Source organism: Anaerotignum sp. (assembly GCF_051877975.1).
GTDB lineage: Bacteria > Bacillota > Clostridia > Lachnospirales > Anaerotignaceae > Anaerotignum_A.
On record NZ_JBJEJK010000012.1, the window covers coordinates 70,852 to 92,907 of the forward strand.

19 protein-coding genes and 1 other annotated feature are annotated in these 22,056 nt (G+C 48.5%); of the genes, 5 read left to right on the top strand and 14 right to left on the bottom strand.

Annotated features, from left to right (window positions below; genetic code table 11):
• Nucleotides 1-20: 20 nt before the first annotated feature.
• Nucleotides 21-276 (bottom strand) — a binding site (T-box leader).
• Nucleotides 277-362: 86 nt separating this feature from the next.
• The 12 genes from ACI39P_RS02030 to ACI39P_RS02085 form a co-directional block, all read right to left on the bottom strand.
• A complete protein-coding gene (locus ACI39P_RS02030; protein WP_439719047.1) occupies nt 363-1,352 on the bottom strand; it encodes an LCP family glycopolymer transferase in 990 nt (329 codons plus the stop codon).
• 142 nt (nt 1,353-1,494) lie between these two features.
• A complete protein-coding gene (locus tag ACI39P_RS02035) occupies nt 1,495-2,679 on the bottom strand; it encodes a glycerophosphodiester phosphodiesterase family protein (RefSeq protein WP_439719048.1) in 1,185 nt (394 codons plus the stop codon).
• 142 nt (nt 2,680-2,821) lie between these two features.
• Complete coding sequence (locus ACI39P_RS02040) at nt 2,822-3,133, bottom strand: DUF1292 domain-containing protein (protein WP_439719049.1); 312 nt, start codon at nt 3,131-3,133, stop codon at nt 2,822-2,824.
• Nucleotides 3,134-3,208: 75 nt separating this feature from the next.
• Nucleotides 3,209-4,669, bottom strand: coding sequence for a DEAD/DEAH box helicase (locus ACI39P_RS02045; protein WP_439719050.1), 1,461 nt, complete (start codon nt 4,667-4,669; stop codon nt 3,209-3,211).
• 44 nt (nt 4,670-4,713) lie between these two features.
• Nucleotides 4,714-5,409: an N-acetylmuramoyl-L-alanine amidase gene (locus tag ACI39P_RS02050; RefSeq protein ID WP_439719051.1), complete on the bottom strand. Its 696-nt coding sequence runs from the start codon at nt 5,407-5,409 to the stop codon at nt 4,714-4,716.
• A 53-nt stretch (nt 5,410-5,462) separates the two neighbouring features.
• Complete coding sequence (locus ACI39P_RS02055; RefSeq protein WP_439719052.1) at nt 5,463-6,110, bottom strand: cyclase family protein; 648 nt, start codon at nt 6,108-6,110, stop codon at nt 5,463-5,465.
• Between the two features lie 116 nt (nt 6,111-6,226).
• Nucleotides 6,227-7,570, bottom strand: coding sequence for a branched-chain amino acid transport system II carrier protein (locus tag ACI39P_RS02060; RefSeq protein ID WP_439719053.1), 1,344 nt, complete (start codon nt 7,568-7,570; stop codon nt 6,227-6,229).
• Nucleotides 7,571-7,956: 386 nt separating this feature from the next.
• Nucleotides 7,957-9,333, bottom strand: a complete 1,377-nt coding sequence (locus ACI39P_RS02065; protein WP_439719054.1) for a TolC family protein — start codon at nt 9,331-9,333, stop codon at nt 7,957-7,959.
• Between the two features lie 17 nt (nt 9,334-9,350).
• On the bottom strand, nt 9,351-10,556 hold the full coding sequence (locus tag ACI39P_RS02070) for an ABC transporter permease (RefSeq protein WP_439719055.1): 1,206 nt from the start codon (nt 10,554-10,556) through the stop codon (nt 9,351-9,353).
• Nucleotides 10,553-11,746, bottom strand: coding sequence for an ABC transporter permease (locus ACI39P_RS02075; RefSeq protein WP_439719056.1), 1,194 nt, complete (start codon nt 11,744-11,746; stop codon nt 10,553-10,555). Before ACI39P_RS02075 ends, ACI39P_RS02070 begins: the two co-directional genes overlap by 4 nt.
• On the bottom strand, nt 11,743-12,723 hold the full coding sequence (locus ACI39P_RS02080) for an efflux RND transporter periplasmic adaptor subunit (RefSeq protein ID WP_439719057.1): 981 nt from the start codon (nt 12,721-12,723) through the stop codon (nt 11,743-11,745). The genes ACI39P_RS02075 and ACI39P_RS02080 overlap by 4 nt, the downstream gene beginning before the upstream one ends.
• A gap of 40 nt (nt 12,724-12,763) precedes the next feature.
• Nucleotides 12,764-13,357 carry a TetR/AcrR family transcriptional regulator C-terminal domain-containing protein gene (locus ACI39P_RS02085; protein WP_439719058.1) on the bottom strand — a complete coding sequence of 198 codons (594 nt, stop codon included), beginning with the start codon at nt 13,355-13,357 and terminating at the stop codon, nt 12,764-12,766.
• Nucleotides 13,358-13,718: 361 nt separating this feature from the next.
• Between ACI39P_RS02085 and serC the strand changes: the two genes are divergently transcribed.
• From serC to ACI39P_RS02100, 3 genes are all read left to right on the top strand, one after another.
• The gene (gene serC / locus ACI39P_RS02090) at nt 13,719-14,804 is read left to right on the top strand and encodes a 3-phosphoserine/phosphohydroxythreonine transaminase (protein WP_439719059.1); all 1,086 of its coding nucleotides are present in this window, start codon (nt 13,719-13,721) and stop codon (nt 14,802-14,804) included.
• Nucleotides 14,805-14,868: 64 nt separating this feature from the next.
• Nucleotides 14,869-16,044: an NAD(P)-dependent oxidoreductase gene (locus ACI39P_RS02095; RefSeq protein WP_439719060.1), complete on the top strand. Its 1,176-nt coding sequence runs from the start codon at nt 14,869-14,871 to the stop codon at nt 16,042-16,044.
• Between the two features lie 102 nt (nt 16,045-16,146).
• Nucleotides 16,147-17,394, top strand: coding sequence for a DUF1015 domain-containing protein (locus ACI39P_RS02100; RefSeq protein WP_439719061.1), 1,248 nt, complete (start codon nt 16,147-16,149; stop codon nt 17,392-17,394).
• A 157-nt stretch (nt 17,395-17,551) separates the two neighbouring features.
• On the opposite strand, the gene ACI39P_RS02105 is transcribed toward ACI39P_RS02100, so the two are convergent.
• A complete protein-coding gene (locus tag ACI39P_RS02105; protein ID WP_439719062.1) occupies nt 17,552-18,625 on the bottom strand; it encodes a PTS transporter subunit IIC in 1,074 nt (357 codons plus the stop codon).
• Nucleotides 18,626-18,772: 147 nt separating this feature from the next.
• On the opposite strand from ACI39P_RS02105, the gene ACI39P_RS02110 reads away from it, so the two are divergent.
• Nucleotides 18,773-18,943, top strand: a complete 171-nt coding sequence (locus ACI39P_RS02110; protein WP_439719063.1) for a hypothetical protein — start codon at nt 18,773-18,775, stop codon at nt 18,941-18,943.
• 261 nt (nt 18,944-19,204) lie between these two features.
• On the opposite strand, the gene gltX is transcribed toward ACI39P_RS02110, so the two are convergent.
• Nucleotides 19,205-20,653: a glutamate--tRNA ligase gene (gltX, locus tag ACI39P_RS02115; protein WP_439719064.1), complete on the bottom strand. Its 1,449-nt coding sequence runs from the start codon at nt 20,651-20,653 to the stop codon at nt 19,205-19,207.
• Between the two features lie 179 nt (nt 20,654-20,832).
• Between gltX and ACI39P_RS02120 the strand changes: the two genes are divergently transcribed.
• On the top strand, nt 20,833-21,984 hold the full coding sequence (locus ACI39P_RS02120; protein ID WP_439719065.1) for an AI-2E family transporter: 1,152 nt from the start codon (nt 20,833-20,835) through the stop codon (nt 21,982-21,984).
• Nucleotides 21,985-22,056: the final 72 nt, after the last annotated feature.

Consider the following 22,056-nt stretch of genomic DNA (forward strand, 5'->3'; position numbering starts at 1 on the left):
ATCACTCTGATTATATCAACCAAAGGGACGAGAGCATATCTGCTTCGTGTTACCACCCTAATTCACCATAGCCTCACGGCTGTGGCCTTATCAAGTACGGGCATTCCGCCGATACTCTGACGCTGTCACGGGCGCTCCCGTCGCAGCCTAAAGGGGATTCCTCTCGGTGCGCGGCTCCAAGACCATCTTCCATCTTTTCCGTATTTCCTCTTTCCCAGCTACCAGAGGTTCTCTGTAAAATCTTCCAAGATGTACTCTTCTTTTCATTGCCTTTCACTTTTGAACTTGTACCTCATTATACCTCGCTGAAATTTTTTGTCAACCTCTTTTTTCAAAAATTTTCATTTGACTTTTGGAATCATTCATTCGGTTTTTTCTATGGATTCTTCCGCCACACCATACTGCTCAAAGGGAATATCCTCATAAATAAACTGCCGCAGCATGTCCTTTGCCTGTTCCAAATCATACACATAATACCAGCCGCCGTTGATGATCTGCCCTGTAGAAGCAATGGAATCATTGGGGAAGGCCGCCTGTTCCAGGGCAAGGTCGCTGCCCTTCAGCCCCACCGATGCAATCTTCAAAATCTCCTCATTGCTCAAAGAGGTTTCCACCATAGGCGCAAATTTCCGCACATAGGAAGGGTATTCCAGCGGGTTGATCTCTTTTGCTTTTTCAAAAAGAGAAGCCAGCACTTCCCGCTGGCGAGAAGCACGCATGCTGTCGCTGTCGATTTTGCGGATACGGGAATAGCTGACCGCCTGGGGGCCGTTCAAGTTGATATAGCCCGTTTCCCGCAGAGGCTCGCCGCTCAAAAGATACGCATTGACCTGCTGCCGCTCCGCTTCTGTCACATCCACCATGACGCCGCCCATCTCATCAATGACTTCCGCCAGAGAATCGAAATTGACGGTAACATAATCGGTGATATTCATGCCGAAATTTTCATTCAGGGTCTGGATAGCAAGCTCTGGGCCGCCGTAAGCATAGGCATGGTTGATTTTCGTATCATAATAGCCAGGAACAGAAACATAAGTATCTCTGGCAATGGAGATCAGCTTGACCTTGCCCGTCTTGCCGTTGATAGAGGCAATCATGATGGCATCGGAACGCCCTTCGTAATCATTATTGCGGGAATCCACCCCATACAGGGCGATATTCATGATCTTATCATCACCATACTGTTCATTGACAGAAAGATTGCTTTCATCAATATCCGAACGGTTCAAGCCGCCCACCAAATATAAAAATACGCCGTAAGCAGCCCCCATCAGGGCGATACAGACCGCCAAAGTGATGGCAAGGGTTTTGAAATACAGGCGTCTCAAACGTCTCTTTTTCTGCTCGTTCAAGGCAGTTCCTCCTTTATGCTTTCCTATCCCTTCTATCTTACGGCGGTTTTCGACAAAAAACAACAAAAAAAGTCTTAAGACTGCTTTTTTCCATAAGAAAACAGACCCAAACGGGTCTGTTTCAACGCATCAAAATCCTGATTTAGATAAAAGCAAGAATCTCCTCCACAGGCGCATAAACCTCTCCATCCACATAGAAGCACTGAATGCCGGTTTCCTTGCCATCTACCAGCAGCTTAAAATCTGCTTTTTTCGTCACCAGTCTGCCGCTGTCATCCATGAGCATCTCATTACCCAATGTGGTGAATTTTTTGCCCAGAGTCAAATTTAAAGTTCCGGCTTCTTTGTTATATTCTGCGGAGAATTTCTTTCCCGCTTCTGCCAGCTGCCGGAGAGGAACATGGGCTTTTCCCAAAATATCCAATGTCGTGAAGGTCATTTCCTTCCCATTGACATCAAAGATCTGTTCTTCCGTTTTTCTGCTGTTTTCCAGCCCTACCCATTCCAGTTCATAGGGCTTGATACGGTCGGTATAGATGCCATCCACCCCGATTTCCAGCAAATCTTCAAACATCAGATAACGATTTACCGTATGGGCATAGACTTTCAGCCCTTTTGCCTTCAATACACTGACATTTTCTTTTGTCGCACGTTCATAATGGAGCGTCACTGTATCGATGCCATTGGCAGCACAGAAAGAAGCAATCTCCCCATAGTTAGGATTGGTCATCAGGTAAAGGGTAAAAATCCAATCCTGGAAAGGATAGATTTCCCGAATCCACCCCAGCATTTCTTTATTATAAATCTGCGGAATAATACGATCTAAAATTTCCGGTGCGCCAATATTGGTCGCAATATTTTTCAAATCGCTGAACTGCCGCTGTACCGTTGCCTTATCCGTATCCTTTGTATCCGTCACCAGATACATATCCGGATATTCCAGCATCAGATAGAGCAGATCTACCGCCGTAATGGGGGTCTGTTCATAAATTGCAGGCGTTTCCACAAAGGTCTTGGAATCCATCACCAAATTTCCGCTGGGTTCGATTTCCAGGCGGTAATAAGAACCATCGGCATCAAAATCATGACGCAATACCAGTGTGCCATCAGAGGTATAGGTAAAATCCCCCTCTACCACCCGGAATCCATTTTCCCAAGAAGTGATAAAGGCTTCCTTGGAATTTGTTTCAATTTTTCCATCAGCTTCCCCCAAGGCATGGGCGATCAGCGGGTTTGCACTCTGCCAATCCGCCGCAAAAACAGGCTGCACCGCAGAAACCCCCAGCATGGCCGCCATTGCCAAAGCTGTCATACGTTTTCCTTTCATACGTCTTTCTCCTATCTTTTGCTATTTTCTTTTCATATTTTTAAGCCATTCGTAAGACTTCGCCTTACCCATGATTTACAATCTTTGGTATATGAAAAAAACAGGCGGGAACAGTCACCCATCCCCGCCCTTTTTCATTTTATCATTCTTCTTCGTCTTCAAACAGATCATAGAATGTATTGGAAACCTTTTCAAAGTCATCATCGCTTTCGATATTCAGCAGTTCGATGCCTTCTTCGTTTTCCTTGTATTCATACAGCAGAACTGTTTCATCTTCCAGAGGAAGAAGGGCAATATATTCCTTGCCTTCAATCCCATCTACTGCAAAAACACCCAGAATCCCGCATTCCATTTCTGTATCGTCATCCAGTGTCAGTGTCAATGTTTCCATTTCCATTTCTTCGTGTACATGATCGTGGTCGTGATCGTGACCGCATCCGCATTTATCGCACATTGTCGTATCCTCCTTAAAATCTTCTTTAAAATTATACTTCCCTATCATGATAACCGATAATCGCCCTTTGGACAATTATTTTTTTTGACTTTTTTGGCGGTTTGCCTCTTTTTCGGCAAGTTTTTTCGCTTTTTTCGCAAAGAAGCCCAGGGTTTCGTCCTCTTTCTTACTGGATTTACCTTTTTTTCCGCCTTTTTTCTTAGGCTTGGAAGATGCAAAGGGGAAATCATTTTTCCCTTTTTTATCCTTTTTCTTGGGTGTGTCGGTTTCAATGGCGAAATCATCTAAATCGCCCCAATCCTCAAAATCGCCCCAACCATCGCCTTCCACCCATTTATCCTCTATGACAGGCTTTTTCTTTTTGATGGGTTTTACAATATCCTTTTTGGTTTTCTGGCTGTCCACCAGCTTGCCATAGGACATTTCCTTTTGCTCAAACTGCAGCCCCCATGCCTTTTCATATTTATGAATCCATTTTCGTTCATAGGGTGTTACGATGGTGATAGCAGTGCCTTCCATGCCCTTTCTGCCGCAGCGTCCCGCCCGGTGCAGATAATGGGTGGGTTCTTCGGGAACATCCAAATTGATGATATGGGTCACCCCTTCGATATCCAGCCCACGGGAACCAATATCGGAAGCTACCAGCACATTGATGCGTCCTTCCCGGAAATCCTCCATGGCGTTCTTTCTGTCCATCTTGCTGGCCTGCCCATAGATACCCGCCGCTTTGATGCCATGGTAATTCAGCTTATCCACAGTTACTTCGATATTTTCAGGGTTATTCAGGAAAATCATGCACTTGGCAGGCTTTTCCCCCGCCAGGATTTTCCGCAGATTGGCAAATTTTTCTCTGTGGGCAGAAAGGATATAGTAATGATGGATCCCCTTTGGCACGATGCCGCCGCTTTTCGCCTCCAAATCCACCGCATCCGCCTTCATCAGCCTGGCCGCCTTTTTCTTAGCTTCCCCGCTGACAGAGGCAGAGAGCAGAACGATCTGCCGTTCCTTCAGGGTGGTTTTGATGACTGCCTCCACATCCTCCACGTTGCCGTCGTCCATCAATCTGTCTCCTTCATCCAGAACGATGGTCTTTACCAGATGCGCCTGAATTTTTTTCTTGCGGATGAGGTCTAAAATGCGCCCCACAGAGCCCACCACGATACGGGGCTTTGCTTTCAGCTTTTCCATCTGCCTGCCGATGCCCGCCGCGCCAATGAGCAGGACACAACCCGCTTCAATGCCGGAATTTTCCTGCAGCAGCTCCGCCTGACGGAATACCTGAGCCGCCAGTTCGTGGGTAGGAGTCAGGATGATCGCCTGTGTCCCTCTGATATTCAAATCCAACTTTTCAAAAATAGGCAGCAGATAGGCCAGGGTTTTGCCGGAGCCTGTTTCGGAACGGCCAATAACATCCTTCCCTGCCAAAATCTCGGGAATCATTTTCTGCTGTATTTCTGTGGGGGTTTCGATCCCCTGCTTCACCAAGGCTTCCCCCAAGGCAGGACGCAGCCCCAGTTTTTCAAAATTATTTTCCATATAAAATTCCTCTCTATTCGGATGAAAATCGATACCTCTCTAGTTTAGATGATACTGATTTTTTCAAAATAGTCAAGGATACCGCAGTAAATCGCCCATGCCAGTTTTTCCTGATATTCGGCATCATTCAGCAGTCTTTCTTCCTCCGCATTAGAAAGGAAGCCGCACTCCACGATGACGGCAGGAATCTCCGTAGTCCTTAATATGTAGTAATCCTTATTCTCCTTGGCCTGGCGGATATTGCTGCCATCCACCCGGCTCCGCAGGCTTTCCTGCACGCACTCTGCCAAAACCTTTCCCTTTTCGCTGCTCTCATGATAAAAGACCTGGGCTCCCTTGGCTCTGGCGGAAGGAAAAGCGTTTTGATGGATGCTAACAAGGATATCTGCCCCCGTTTCATTGGCAATTTTCTTCCTCTCCGCCATATCCGCCTTTTTCCCCTTGCCCAGGGCATCATCGCTGTCTCTGGTCAGGATGACTTCTGCGCCGCCCTGCTCCAGGTAATCCGCCAGCTTTTCCACCACCGCCAGATTCAGCAGCTTTTCATCGGCGCCATTGGTGCCTGTTTTGCCCGGGTCCCAGCCGCCATGGCCTGCATCCAGCACAATGGTGGCATGGAGCATGGGAAACATGGCATCCTCCGCTTTCTGCCCCAAAGCCGTATGCACCAAGCAAGCCCCGATGATACACAGACAGCAAAAAATGCTGCCCCATTCTTTCCGTAAAAAAATCCCCTTCATCCTACCTCCTCCTTTTGTAAAGGATATGTAGGGAAGGGGAAAAATTTGCTTTTTTATTCTTCCATGATGGCAACGGCACGGATGGGCGCACCGTCGGCTTCTTTATATTTCAGGGGCAGAGCTGCCAAAGTGAACAGTCCGCCGCCAATTTTATCCAGATTGGTCAGGTTTTCCATGATAATCATATCCCCATTGCCAAGGAGCATTTTGTGTCTGGGCAAAAGCATATCCGCCACAGGGTCAATGCCGATGGTATCGAAACCTACGCCCTTTTTGCCGCTGTCCAAGGCATACCGGCAAATCTCCATGCTGATAACGGGATAGTTCCCGAAATATTCTTCTTTGCCCCAGTTTTTATCCCATCCTGTATTGAAAAGCAGAAACTCTGCCGCATCTGCCAATTCTTTCACCTTTTCGATGCGCGCCATGCCGATTTCATCCCCTGCTTGCAAATCCCGGCAGTCGATGACAAGGGCTTTCCCCACGAATTGTTCGGCGGGCATTTCGTCCAGCTTTGTCCCCTCGGGATAAAGATGATAGGGGGCATCCATGTGGGTTCCTGTATGGGAAGTGATGTGGAACATGGTCTCCCGAAAGCCGTCTGTTTCAAAGGTATTGGCCACCTCCAGCCTTGCGGGGGCTGTACCGGGGAAAACGGGCATATCCTTGCAAATGGTCTGTGTCAAATCAATCACTTTCATGCTGTTTTGCTCCTTTCTTTTCTGCTCTCTTTATACAAAGTATAGCATAGGGGCCGCCTTCTGTCACCCGCAGAAAAACCCGCCTCCGACCAAGCCGAAAGCAGGTTTCCAAAGGTTTATTCTTTTACAGTCTTTCCCTGTACCGTTGTTTTTTCACGGTAACAAAAATACCCAATGAGCATGAACACGATGGCAAAAGGCACCCAGCTCAGCTTATATGCCGCCAGAGGGATTCTGCTGTAAAAATCATTGTACGCCTGAATGTGCAGCCCAAACAGGTCGTTATAGGTATACAGAACATCAAGCATCCCCATGATGAAGGAGACGATAACGCCGAAACGCATAGCGTTCAGCTTTCTGGCATCCAAGCAATTGGGCATAAAGGAATAATACAGGGTGATAACGATGGCACCGGGATAAAAGGCATCCAACAGGGGCGCGAAAAACGCCACGATGGTATTCAGGCCAATGCTGCCGATGATGGTGCTGCCGATGAGCACCAAAATAGTGCCTTTGCGGTAGGTCAGCCTGCCTTCGGTGGCTTCCTCAAAATATTCCGCCGTTGCCGCCGTCAGCCCGATGGCTGTGGTCAGGGAAGCAAAGACCAAAGCAATGCTGAAAAATACACCGCCTATTTTGCCCCAAAGCTCCAGAACCACTTGTGTATATAAAGAAGCATACTGCAAATCCAGCGTATCTCCCACAAAGGAACCCACCAACATATGCCCCAGATGGGTCAGGCAAAGCATTCCAATGCCAATCACGCCCACCTTGATAATCATAAGATTCAGACGATTTTCCGGCACGCCCTTTTCCCGCAGGTTATTCAAAATGATGATGCCAAACACCAGCCCGCAGAGCAGGTCACCGGTGGCATAGCCTTCTGTGAAGCCATAGACGATGGGCGGCTTGTCATAGCTGGGCTCTGCCCATGTGGAAATGGGGGTTGCCAAACCCTTTGCGATAACCCCAATCACGATGATAACCAGTACGGGGAACAGGATATTGCTGATTTTATCCACCATTTTGGAACGGCTGGAAACAAACCAATAGGTCAAGAGATAGTAGCCGCAGGAAAACAGCACGATAGGCAGCATGGAATCCATTTGCAGCCCCGTGATCTGCATGATGGCATCCCAAGAAGCAGCACTCATACGGGGAATGACATACAGGGGGCCTAAGATCATAATGGTCGCCCCGCAGAAAAACTGTCCGAATTTCGGCAGCGCACGGGTCGTAACAGAAAGGAATGTCCCCTTTCCTCTGGACAATGCCACATAGGCCAGCAAGGGCAGCAGCAATGCCGTAATAAAAACGCCGATATATGCCAAAAAGACGGCACTTCCGCTTTCTTTCCCCCATGTCATGGGCCAAATCATGCTGGACGCCCCAAAATGCATGGCAAACAGCGCACCGCCCATCAAAAATAGGGACAGGATAGATAATTCTTTTTTCTTCATAACTTACCCTCCTCCGTTTTGCCACAATCCCTGTGGCTTCTTCCGATTTTATAGTAAAACATCCCAGAAAGGCATAGTCAAGAGAAAAACGACAAATTTTTTCTTTCAAATAGACAGTCTTATCAAAAACTCTCCCCCTAGGTGAGGGTTACAAACGAAGGGAAAAAGCCTGTTTTTCCGCTGTTTCTTCTATTTTCCTCTGAAAATCACTCTTAATTTTTCCATTTTTGCAAAAAAAGAACGGGAGAGTTTAGAGGAGTCCCTAAAAGAAAACAAAATGTTTTCTTATTTCGGGACATCCTCGCAGTGCGGCTTAAGAAATCAATAAAATCCATAGAGTGTGTTTCTTAAGCCGCCACTACATTCCCGTTCCTTTTCCTTATTTTTTAGCCAAGCTGCGCCTTATAGGTATCATAGATATCCAATGTGGTGCCATCCATCAGCATATTGTATTCCGCCCAAGCCAAGTCATAAGCATAGGCCGCTTCTGACAATTCCATTTCCGTCTGCTCAAATTGCAGTTCCAAGGCCTGCAATTCCACTGCGGAAACCAACCCCAGCTTTGCAGAAGCCTGCTGCTGCTCCCATTCTGTCTTTGCCTTGGCGTAAGCGTCTTTTTTATTCTGATATACTGCCGCCGCCGCATTGATGCCGTCCAGCTTCTTTTTCAGGTCGTTAGCGATATTAGCCTGCTCATCCTCCATGGCAACATCCGCCAAGTCCATATCCAGCCTGCTGGCCTTAATCTGCCCGTCATATTTAGTGGTATCCTTGGAATCCTTTTCCGCCTGCTGTTTATCCCGCCGCAGAGCTTTTAGGGCATAGCTTTTATCTGTGGCCGTTTTCAGCAGCTCCTCGCTGTATGCGGGGGCTGTTTCAATGGTGCGGGTCAGCGTCGGCGGGGTAATGTTCAGTTCCTCGTCCAATTCCCGCCCCATCAGGTCGTTGAGCTGCCGTTTCAGCAGAGTCAGCCCGTCCTTGGCATCCTGCAAATCCTTCGCCCCTTGGGAAACCTCCAGTTGTTTGCCGGAAAGGTCTGTGGAGGTGCTGAAGCCCAGCTCCGCTTTCTTTTCTTCAATCTGGCAGACCCGTTCCAAAAGGGCCTGCTTCTGGCTCAACAGGCTGACGCCCTTTTCCACCTGCACCGTTTTTGTTACCAAAAGCTGTGTCACCGCCAGGGCTTCGTTATCCCAGTCCTCCTTGGTCTTATTCAAGTCCTGTTTGGTATTTTTCAGTTCCTTCTGCTGGTCCTCCAAGGTATCCCGCTGCTGGTCGGCAACGCTGTCCACCATATCCTCCATGGCACTGGCAGTTTTTACTGTACCGGAAAGCAGGCCACTGCTGATAGTAGCCAATCCCCCCAATGTACCGCCTAATGGGCCGAAAGCACCGTTCTCTGCTCCCTCTATGATTTGTCCCGTTGCTGCCTGCCCCTGACTGGCAGACAGACTGGCCTGCTTTCTTGCCCTTGCCGCATCATCCTGGGAATCCTGCAAATCCTTCAAGCCATCATCAATGGCACTGATGCCGGCGGCAACCTTTTCCAGATTCAGCGCCAGCTTGGTTTTGATGCGGTTATTTTTCAGCACCAGTTCTTGAATCTCCTCCAAGGTCATAGGCTCTGCCTTGGGGGCTTCCGCCGTTGGTTCTGTTGTTTCCTCGGCCTGCTTCGGTTCCGCCGCAAAGGCAGGAACAGCCATTCCCGCAGTCAATGCCCCCGTCACCAGCAGGGCGCACGCTTTTTTATATTGATAGAATTTCATATCCCGTAACTCCTTTCTTATGCCTGCACAGGCGTATTTTCTTCCATCTCCACAGTCCCTTGCTGTGCCTTTTTCTCCATACGGGCCAGCCGCAGGTGCCAAATGATACAGCTCAACACCAAGCAGACCACTGAAATGCCGCCCAAAACCATCATTTCCCTACGGATTGCCTCAAACCCGCAGCCCGTCAAGGCCACATTGCGGTAGCCAATGACAAAATGGGTCAGGGGGAACACCTGCGCCAGCTTTTGATAAAAGGCAGGCAATGCGATGGTGGGCCAGGTATACCCGCTCAAAACCAGAGAAGGTGAGGTGAATACCAGGGAAAGGGACGTTGCCAGCACAGGGTTTGGCATAAAGGAAGAAAAGAACTGCCCCATGGCAATGATGGACAGCAAAAATAAACTGCTGTATGCCAGCCAAACCTGCCAGCTCCCCTTCATGGGGATATCATAGACCCCTCGGATGATATAGGAGCAGATGCCCCACGCCAGCAGAGAAATCATAAGATACACCAGACATTTCACAAGGACGGGCAATGTGGTGCTTTTGGAAATGCTTCTCATTTCCTCCAGATGTCCGCTCTCCTTTTCCCGTACCAAGGAAATGGCGGCAAAATAAACCAAAACCTGCTGCACCGTTGCCGCAACGAAGCCAAAGGTCAGGAAATAGCTGAAATTATTGGTGGGGTTATACCACTGGCGGGTATAAAAGCCTACAGGGTTCATGGTTGCCAAGGCATCGTCCACCGTTTCCCCCTTGGCTACAAGGCTTTTTACTGCCATCTGGGTGGAAACGGTGCCCAAAACCTCGGAGCCTTTCAAGTTGATGGTACTGCCGTAGCCCATATTTACCGCACTGGAACCCAGCAGCACTTCTGCCTGCTGTCCCAGCTGCAGCTTTCTGGTGAAATCCGCAGGGAAGATGAGACAGCCCACGATCTCGCCATCCCGCATGGCTTCGGCGATCTCTTCCTCATCGCCATAATAGCCAACGATATCGAAATAGGGAGACTGACGGAAGGCTTCCACCACTTCCCGGGTCTGCTTGCTGTAGCTATAGTCCACCACGCCCATTTTCAAGTCGGAAAAATATCCCTTGGCGTAGCTGCTGCCGCAGATGCAAGTTACAAAAATAGGAATCAATATCATCAACACCAGAGAACGAGGGCGTTTCAGCAGATACTTCCACTCCCGCAAAAAGAATGTTACAAAGGCTTTCATGCTTCCGCGACCTCCTCTCCCATTGTTTGTCTCTTTTCTGCCCGCTGCACCTTCCAGAAAAATACCACAAGGCTCAGCAGGAAGGCGATCACGCCCAACAGCAGGAGCATATTTCTGCTATGGGCCAGCGACGCCCGCTCAAAACCAATGCCCATGAGAACGATATCCCGCACAGGGCTCAAAAAATGAGTTGCAGGCAAGAGATTTGCCGCCTGCACCAATGCCGTGGGCATTTCCGTATGGGGCCAGGAAAAGCCCGACAGGATGAAGAAGGGATAGGTCAGAGCCATCAGCCACTGCATGGCGTGGATGGTATTTTTGCAGAGCAGCCCCAAAAGCGCCCCAAAGCCCAGCAGACAGAACACAAAGCAGCCGCACAGCAATGTCAGGTCTGCCTGCCTGCCCCGCATGGGAAAGCCGAACAGCTTCATAATGACAGCATAATTCAGCAAAATGTTCAAGAAACCAACTACACCGTAAAAAATCATCTTATTGAAGAAATGCAGGATGCAGTCCCTTTTGGGCATGGTGCCCGTCAGGATGCCCTCCTTTTTTTCCTCGCCAAAGGCACTGGCCACCGCCATCAGGAAAAGCTGATGATAGACCAGCCCCGTCAAGCCCAGCCCCAGATACATCAAATAGCTGAACTGGGGATTGAACCAGGGACGCAGCACTGTGGAAACGGGCATGACCTTGGCTGTCCCTTCGGCAATGCTGCTGCCTGTTGCCACATAGCTTTTGACGGCAATCTGGGTAGAAACGGTCTTAACCACCTGCATGATGGAAACCACCGCACTGTTCCCCACCAGATTATTGGCACTGTTGACGCCCACCAGCACCTCTGCCTGCTGACCCAACTGCAAGGCTCTGGTGTAATTTTCAGGGATGACGATGATGCCCTCCACCTCGCCGGCCTCCAGCATCCGTTTTGCCTCCTCCGTATCCTGCAAGACCGCCGTTACATCGAAACGGTCGGATTCATCAAAGGCACGAATCAGCTCTCTGGTCTTTGCCGAGGAAACAGTATCCACCGCCGCCAGAGGGATATGGTTGACAATCCCCTTCTGAAAGGCACCGCAGACCACTATATTCAATAGCAAGGGGGCAATCAAAAACATGAACAGCCCTCGGGGGTCCTTCAAAAGCCGCAAAAGCTCCCGCCAAAACCCCTTGAAAAATGTCAGAATCATTGTGCCTCACCCACTTTATCCAGGTCTACACGCACCAGCATACCCGGGTAAAGCATGATGTCATCCTCCCCGGAAAGGGCGATTTTCACTTCGTATGTAACGACATCCTGGTCGTTCAGCTCATTGGTAGATTTTTTGATGGCAAAATCAGGATTTTTGCTGATATTGACGATCTTGCCATGGAAGATGGTATCAGGGTAAGCCTTGCTGGTTAGGGGGATCTCCTGGCCGATCCGCAGCTTGCCGATCTCATATTCATCCACATTTGCCGTAATCCAGCGGTCACCGTAATCTGTCAAAGTTACAATGGTAGTACCGCTGCCGATCAGTTCCCCTACGGAAGAGGAGATCATAGTAACCATACCGTTGCAGGGTGCATACTGGGAAGTCTGGCTCAGGTTCAGGTTCACCTCTGCCAGCACGCCCTTGGCTGCCTGCAGCTGCCCCGTTGCCGCTTCATACTGCCCCTGAGCCGCCTGCTGCTGGGCTGCCGCCGCTTGTGCATCCAGTCTTGCCGCCTCCAACTGGGTCGTCAGCTTATCCATGTTATCCTGAGAAACAGCATCCATGGCATACAATTCCTGATATTTTGCATATTCCGTTTCCAAAAGCTGCACATTGGCATTGGCCTTATCCACCACTGCCGCTGCCGCCTGTACGGCGTTTTTCGCCGCTTCCACCTGCCCTGCCGCTGCCTGTGCCGTTGCAGAAGCCTGTGTCTGCTTCACCTGCACATCCCGCTTGTCGCTGGAAAACAGCAGGTCGCCTTCCTTGACCTCCTGCCCTTCCTCAATAGGGATATCCGTCAGATAGCCGGGGATCTTCGCACGAACATAAACCTCTTTACATTCCACCGTGCCTGTTACAAAATTTCCCTGTTCCACTTGTTCTGTTTCTTCTGCTTGGGTGCCGCAGCCGCTGAAGGCACAGCAGCCCGCCAGCAATATTGCCAAAGCTGTCTTTTTTCCGTTCCGCATATCTCCTTATACTCCTTTACATTTTTTATTCCAATGCTTTTTACTTCTTCTCCTCCGACGGAATCAATATTTGGAAAATGGGGCGAACTATTTTTTCCGCCAAATCCATCATTTCTTCCTTGGAAAGGGGCATCCCCTCCATCAGCCATTGCTTCGCCATGCCCATGGCTCCATGGGCAATAAACTGATGGATATAATCGGCTTTATGGGTTTCTACCTCCAGCCCCATTTCCTGCCGCACCTTCTGCACCTTCTGCTTCATGATTTCCGTCAGCTTCTCTGTCAGGCGGTCGCTGCGGGGATTCAGCAGCAGACAGCGGCATAGATTAGGGTTTTCCACAATATAATCACAGATATGCCCAATGATGGGATATTCCCAAGCCGCATCCTGACGGATCTCCGCTTTTTCCAGCATACGGGAAAAGCCTTCCACCGCCTCATTTTCCAATTCATCCAACAGCCCAAATACATTATTATAATGAAGATAAAAGGTTGCCCGATTCAGATCTGCCCGATCCGTAATATCCTTTGCTGTGATCTCACTGAAGGGCTTTTCCTTCATCAGCCCGATGAGGGCATCTCGCATCAGTGCTTTGCTCCGTTTCACTCTGCGATCCTGCTTCTCTGAAATCATTTTTTATCCTCCTTTCCCATTTTTCACCTTCTGTTTTAAAGTATGATATCATACCCGGCAAAGATAATCAATAATTTTCGTTAAATAGAATATTTTCGATTAATTTTCCGTGTTTTTCTATGTATACAATGGACAAAAAACAATTTTGTATGTATTACAAAGACATCTGTCCGTCATTTTTACCAGTCCTTTTCGTTATTTTTCTATCAAAATTTGCTCGTTCTGCCAAAATACAAGGTGGGACAAAAAAAATCCCATTTTTTTGTTGACTGAAATTTTTAAAGTGCTATAATTTCCCTATCGGCAATGTCCGTATTAGGCGGTCATGTGTCTGCCAATAAATACTTAAGGAGGCTTATCTATGGAAAAAAGAGTATACAACTTCTCAGCAGGTCCTTCCATGCTGCCCTTGGAAGTTCTGGAACAGGCACAGCGCGAGCTGGTTTGTTACCCTTCAGCGGGCATGTCAGTGATGGAGATGAGCCACCGTTCAAAAGTTTTTGAGAACATTTTGAATAAAGCGAAGGCTGATCTCAAAGAATTGATGCATATTCCTGATAACTATAAGATTTTGTTCCTGCAGGGCGGCGGCTCAACCCAGTTTGCCATGATCCCCATGAACCTGATGAACAAAAACAACAAAGCGGATTATGTCATCACCGGACAGTGGGCGAAAAAAGCGGCGGCGGAAGCAGAACGGTACGGCAAAGTGAACATCGTTGCTTCCTCAGCAGATTCAACCTTCGACCACATCCCCGAACTAGATCAATCTAAATTCGACCCCGAAGCGGATTATTTCTATATCACACTGAACAACACCATCTACGGCACACGCTGGACAGAATTGCCCGATACAGGCAATGTGCCTTTGGTGGGCGATATGTCCTCTTCCATCCTCTCTCAGGAAATCGATATTACCAAATTCGGACTGCTGTACGCAGGGGCACAGAAAAACTTAGGCCCCGCCGGCGTAACCGTAGTCATCGTGAGAGAAGACCTGTTGGGCAACGCCATGGATTTCACACCGACCATGCTGCGTTATGATATCCACGCAGAAAATAATTCCCTTTACAACACACCCCCTACCTACGGCATCTACTTTATGGGCCTGGTATTTGAATGGGTAAAGAGACAGGGCGGCGTTGCGGCTCTGCAAAAGATCAATGAATATAAGGCTGGTATCCTGTATGATTTCTTAGACCAGTCCAAACTGTTCAGAGGTACCGTTGTAAAGAAAGACCGCTCCCTGATGAATGCGGCCTTCGTTCTGCCTACAGAAGAACTGAACGCCAAATTCATTCAGGAAGCCAAAGCCCAGGGCTTTGAAAACCTGAAAGGTCACCGCACCGTCGGCGGCATGCGCGCTAGTATGTATAACGCGATGCCCGTGGAAGGCGTGGAAAAATTAGTGGAATTCATGAAGAAATTCGAAATGGAAAATAAATGATTTCGGAAGGGTCGTGAAAACGACCCTTTTTGTATGTATCAATAAAAAAGGAGAACAGATCAATATGTATACCATTCGTACTTTAAACAACATCGCGGAAACAGGGCTGGCCAAACTGCCCGAAAACAATTTTGTCGTAGACAACAACGCAGAAGACCCCGAAGGCATTATCCTCCGCAGCTTCGATATGCATAAAATGGAACTGAACAAAGGCCTGCTGGCCGTTGCCAGAGCAGGTGCAGGCACCAACAATATCCCCATCGACCGCTGCACGGAAATGGGCGTGCCTGTATTCAATACCCCCGGTGCCAATGCCAATGCCGTAAAGGAACTGGTGTTGGCTGCCCTGTTCGCATCCTCCCGCCGTATCATCGCCGGCGCAAACTGGGTGCAGAGTTTGAAAGATAATTGTGAAAATGTAGAAAAAGCTGTGGAAGCAGGGAAAAAGCAGTACACAGGCCCCGAAATCGCCGGAAAGACACTGGGCGTCATCGGCTTGGGTGCCATCGGTGTACAGGTTGCCAATGCGGCACTGGATCTGGGCATGAATGTCATCGGCTATGACCCCTTCCTGTCTCTGGAAAGCGCATGGCACCTGTCCCCCGCCGTGGAGCATGAGGAATCCATGGAGGAACTGGTTTCCAAGAGCGATTACATCACATTACATATTCCTCTGAACGACAAAACAAGAAATACCTTTGATGAAAAGCTGTTCTCCGTTACAAAACCCGGCGCCCGCCTGCTGAACTTTGCCCGAGGCGGTCTGGTAGACAATACAGCCCTGAAAAAAGCCATCGCAGACGGCATCATCGCTCGCTATATGACAGACTTCCCCTCGGAAGACCTGCTGGGCGACCCTTGGAATATCATCGTAACCCCTCACTTGGGTGCTTCCACTCCGGAAAGCGAAGAAAACTGCGCCATCATGGCCGCCCAGGAAATCAGAGAATATCTGACCTACGGCAATATCAAAAATTCCGTAAACTTCCCCAACTGTGTCGTTCCCTATAACGGCAAACCCCGTATCGCCATCTGCCATAAAAATATTGTCAACATGATCGGTCAGCTGGGTGCTGTTTTCACCAAATATCATGTCAATATCGATAAACTGGTAAATAACTCCAAAGGGGAACTTGCATATAACATCATCGTATGCGATAATCTACCTGAGAATATTCAGGATATGATCGATGACCTATACGCAATCAACACCGTCATCAAAGTACGCATTCTGGAATAAGCCTGCTGTCAATATCATTTATAAGGCACAGCTTTCCCCATACCGGCGGCACCGCTGTCGGCTTTTACCACAGAAAAAGTTGAAAAATAAGGAGGAACCCCTATGGCAACCATCAGACCCTTTATGGCCATCCGCCCTGCGGCAAATTACGCGAAAGACGTGGCGGCACTGCCCTATGATGTAATGAACAGCGAAGAAGCAAGAGAAATGGTAAAGGACAAACCCTGGTCCTTCCTGCATGTAGATAAAGCAGAAGTTGACCTGCCCGTGGGTACAGATATCTACAGCCCCGCCGTATATGCAAAGGCAAAGGAAAATCTGGACAACATGATTGCAAACGGCATCATGGAACAAGACTTACTGCCCAACCTATACATCTATCGCCTAACCATGAACGGCAAAAGCCAGACCGGTCTGGTTTGCTGTACTTCCGTAGATGAATATATCGACGGCACTATCAAAAAACATGAACTGACCCGGGCAGACAAGGAAGCTGACCGTATCCGCCACGTGGATACTTTGAACGCCAATACAGGCCCGATTTTCCTGGCATATAAAGAAAACGCTGATGCCAAGGCCATCATTGACGGCTGGACATCCGCCGTTGCCCCTGTATACGATTTCGTTTCCGAGGATGGCATCGGTCATACCGTTTGGGTGATTGACAGCGATACGGAGATTGGTATGCTGGTACAGTCCTTCCAGAACGTAAAGAATTTCTATATTGCCGATGGTCACCACAGAAACGCTTCCGCCGTAAAGGTGGCCCTGAAACGCAGAGAAGCAAAGCCCGATTATACCGGCGAAGAAGAATTCAATTACTACCTGTCTGTACTTTTTGCGGCAGATGATCTGTATATCATGGATTATAACCGTGTGGTAAAAGACCTGAACGGCTATGATGCCGTTGGCTTCTTAGAGGAAATCGGCAAGAAATTTATCGTAGAGCCCTATAACGGAGAAGGCCCTTACAGACCGGAAGAACTGCATACCTTCGGGCTGTATCTGGAGGGCAAATGGTTCAAGATGACAGCGAAGGAAGAAATCATCACCGATGACCCTGTGCTGGGTCTGGATGTTTCCATTCTGCAGAAAGAACTGCTGGAGCCTGTTCTTGCCATTGGCGACCCCAGAACAGATAAACGCATCGACTTTGTGGGCGGTATCCGCGGGCTGAAAGCCTTGGAGGAAAGAGTAGACAGCAGCGAAATGAAGCTGGCCTTCTCCATGTTCCCCACTTCCATGGCGGAATTGATGGATGTGGCCGATGAAGGCATGACCATGCCGCCCAAGTCCACATGGTTCGAGCCCAAGCTGAGAAGTGGCTTATTCATTCATGATTTAGGCTAAAGACCTGCGGGGCTTTGCCCCTGCACCCCACAAGCCTTTAAAAAGGCTTGACCTAAACTTTAAACAAAAAAGCGATTTTCCCATAGGAAAATCGCTTTTTTAAATTCGGGTCCAGGGGGTGACCCCCTCCCAGGGTGTGGGACAGAGTCCCACGAACTTAAAGGTCTAATTTCAGGTCGTTTTCTTTGATCCAGCCTGCCTTCCGCATGGGATAGGCAATCAGCCAAGTCAGCACCGCCGGCAAAAGGAAGCATACTAAGCCCAGCCCCAACCAATCCATAGCCGTGATAGCCACCCTTGCCCCAGCCGCCATATCATTCAGCCAGCCGGTATATACGCCAATCTGCCCTACAAACCCGCAGGTACCCATGCCTGCCGCCACTGCATCCCCGTTCATTTCCATACGGAAAATACAGGTGGCAATGGGCCCTGTGATGGAAGAAGCCAATGTCGGCGGCAGCCAGATACGGGGATTTTTCACAATATTCCCAATCTGCAGCATAGAAGTGCCGATGCCCTGAGCCAACAGCCCGCTCCATTTATTTTCTTTGAAACTCATCACCGCAAAGCCTACCATCTGGGCGCAACAGCCAGCTACAGCCGCACCCCCTGCCAAGCCTGTCAGCCCCAGCGCCGCGCAGATAGCCGCACTGCTGATGGGCAAAGTCAGCGCCATCCCCACAATGACAGAAACAGCAATGCCCATAAAGAAAGGCTGTAATTCCGTTGCCCATTTGATGGCATTGCCCACAGCACTGGCGGCAGCCCCGATGGAAGGCGCCCACCACATGGAAAGCAATACGCCGACGCAAATGGTCACAGAAGGAGTCACAATAATGTCCACTTTTGTTTCTTTGGAAACCAATTTGCCAAATTCAGCCGCAAAAATCGTCACAACAAATACGGACAGCGGCCCCCCGGCACCGCCCAGCTGATTGGCTGCACCGCCTACGGCAATCAGCGAAAATAATACCAGCGGCGGGCATTTCAAAGCATACCCGATGGCCACCGCCATAGCAGGGCCTGTGGCACTTTGGGCGAAGGTGCCGATTTCCACCAGCATTTCCACACCAATCTGCTGCCCCAGCGTTTTCAAAATCGTACCAATCAGCAGAGAAGCAAATAACCCCTGTGCCATTGCGCCTAAAGCATCAATACCATAGCGTTTTGCTGAAAAAACGATGTCTTTTTTTGCCAAAAAAGCTGCAAATCCTCTTTTATTCTTTTCCATTTCTCTCTCCTTTTTCTCTTCTCCTGTCACCTTCTGTTTTTACATCTGTCAAGACAACTCATATTTCTGATTATACGGGAATCTTTGTCCAAAAGCAATAAAAATCCGCAAAAGGGTCATACTAATCACATCAAAGGAGGGATAAACATGAACAAATTCACAACAGGTATGCTCATCGGCGGCGCCATGACCATGGCAGGCATCGGCTACATGATGAAAGACAAACGAACTTATCAGAAAGTCGCGAAAAAAGGCAAAAAAATGGTCGTGAAGGCAGAAGAAGCCATTGATGATATGATGGACAATATCATGCCTTGAAAAACCATACCCATATTTACGCAAAACAAAAAAGCAGATCCTGATCCGATCTGCTCTTTTGTTATACAATTTTAAAAAGGGGAGGGTATATACTATGTTTTCAAAAGGTGGTCCATTCCTTTTGACACTCTTATCTTATCATTACTTTTTGAATAGCATTTGTACAAAAACCAACGAATTTTTTAAGAAATCCTGAATAATTTATGAACATGAAAAAGGAACGGCTTTTTTGAGCCGCTCCTTTGTTCTTTGCTCTTCTATTTATTTGCTCAGCAATGCGATGCCTTTTTTGATTCTTCTGATGGATTCTTCTCTCCCCAGAATATCTGCCAGCTCCATGGCGCCGCCGGGGGAAGTGGGTTCGCCGGAAAGGGCTGTTCTGACAGGCCACAGCAGCTGACCATTCTTGATGCCCAATTCGCCTACCAAAGCCATCAGGCTGTCATGGATGGCTGTTTCGTTCCAATCGGGCAGATTTTCCAATACGGGCAGCGCCGCCTGCAGGGAGGCCAAAGCGATCTCATCGTTTGTTTTCATTTTCTTATGGGTATACAGCTCTGTGCTGTATTCCGGCAGTTCCTTAAAGAAATCCACCAGACGGGGGATATCGTTCAATGTTTCCAGACGTTTCTGCAGCAGAGCAGCAATCTTTTTCAGATCCAGATTCGTACCAGCCAGTGCTTCTTCCAGCTTGGGTCTTGCCAGTTCATAATATTTATCAAAATCCATGGCTTTCAGGTATTCGCTGTTCATCCATGTCAGCTTCTTGATATCGAAAATGGAAGGAGATTTGCTCAGACCAGAAATATCGAATTTTTCTTCCAGTTCTTTCAAAGAGAAGATTTCTGTGTTATCGGAAGGGCTCCAGCCCAACAGGGCAATATAGTTCATGATAGCTTCTACCACATAGCCTTCATTCACCAGATCTTCAAAGGATTTATCCCCATGACGCTTAGACAGCTTATGGTGTGCATCTCTCATAACCGCAGGCAGGTGTACATATACGGGAGGTTTCCAGCCAAATGCCTTGTAAAGCAGGTTATATTTGGGTGTGGAGGACAGATATTCGCTGCCGCGCACAACATGGGTAATCTGCATCAGGTGGTCATCCACAACGTTTGCAAAGTTATAGGTGGGGAAACCATCAGCTTTCATCAGAATCTGGTCATCCAGTTCCGCATTGTCTACGGTGATATCGCCATAAACAACATCGCTGAAAGTGGTTGTCCCTGTATCAGGCATTTTCTGGCGGATAACAAAAGGTTCGCCGGCATCCAGCTTTGCCTGCACTTCTTCCTTGGACAGCCCCAGACAATGACGGTCATATTTTGCAAAAGCGGCACCCTCTGCGTTGCTTTCCTTCAGGCTTTCCAGTCTTTCCTTGCTGCAGAAGCAATAGTAGGCTTCTCCCTTTTCCACCAGTTCCAAAGCATATTTCATATACATGCCCATGCGTTCACTCTGCACATAGGGGCCATAATCGCCGCCGATATCGGGGCCTTCATCATGCTGCAGGCCTGTCATCTTCATGGTTTTATAGATCACATCGATGGAGCCTTCTACCAAACGGCCCTGGTCTGTATCCTCGATACGCAGGATGAATTTCCCACCCTGAGATTTTGCGATCAGATATTCATAAAGCGCGGTACGCAGGTTACCGATATGCATATAGCCCGTAGGAGAGGGGGCAAATCTTGTTCTAACTTCCATTGTTTTTCTTCCTTTCTGAAAATAGTCGGACATTCCTTAGAATAGTTTAAACGCAAATCCCCTTTGTGTAAAGAAGAAAGCAAAGAAAATCTTAAGAATCTTACTGTTTTCTTGCAGAAAAAAAACCTTTTATGATATACTTTTTCCGAATACAAGTAATCTTCCGAGGAGCTGATCTCATGCAATTAGATAAAGATACCCTCCGCAAGCTGCGGGGCCTGATTCTATTCACTTTGGTGATTCTGGTGGGGCTGCTGCGGCTGGATGTGGTGCTGGGTGCGGCAAAATTTATCCTGCATATCCTGTTCCCCTTCCTGTTGGGTGGTGCCATTGCTTTCGTATTGAGCGTCCCCATGGGGCGCATCGAAAAACGCTGCTTCGGCGGCCAAAAACCTGGCAGCATGCTGGAAAAAGCCGCTGCACCCTTGAGTCTGGTTCTTACATTGATTTTCGTTCTGGCAATTTTCAGCCTTGTGGTTGTCGTTGTCCTGCCCGAATTGGGCCGTACCATTGCTACGCTGGGCAAGACTTTGCCGGAAAAGGTCCCCCTTCTGCTGGAAAAAGTAGAGGAACTTTTTGCTAATAACCCGGAACTGGTGCATTATATTGAAGAAATCGAAGCCGCCCTGAATTGGGAAGATATCCTGAACCAAATGGTAGATTTCTTCCGCTTTGGCGCCAATACTATGCTGGATTCCACCATCAGCGTAGCAAAGGGCATTGCCAGCGGCGTAGGCACCTTTTTCATTGCCTTTGTTTTCGCCTGCTATATCCTGCTGCAGCGGGAAACTCTGGGCAGGCAATCCAGAAAGCTGCTCTTTGCCTATCTGAAAAAAGAACGAGCAGAGGAGATTCTCCGTATCTGCTCCCTGACCCATCGTATCTTTACCAATTTCCTGACGGGACAGTGTTTGGAGGCTGTCATTCTGGGGGTAATGTTCTTCCTTGCCATGACCATCCTTCGGTTCCCTTTTGCTGTTTTGGTAGGCGTGCTCATTGCATTTACCGCACTGATCCCTATTTTTGGGGCTTTTATCGGCTGTGCCGTAGGGGCGTTCCTGATTCTGACGGTAAATCCGCCTCAGGCATTGGCATTCATTGTACTGTTCCTGATCCTGCAGCAGATAGAAGGCAACCTCATTTATCCCCATGTGGTAGGCGGTTCTGTAGGGCTTCCTTCCATCTGGGTTTTGGCGGCAGTCTCTCTGGGCGGCAGCCTTTTTGGGGTTGTGGGGATGCTGGTGTTTATCCCCATTGTTTCCGTGCTGTATACCCTTTTGAAGGAGAATGTCCAGCAGCGGCTGGAGAAAAAACATCTAGATATAAAATAAAAAAAGGAGCAAATGCTCAATGTCATTAAGATAATAATGACGTAAAAATAAAAAACACATAGTAATCGCCAC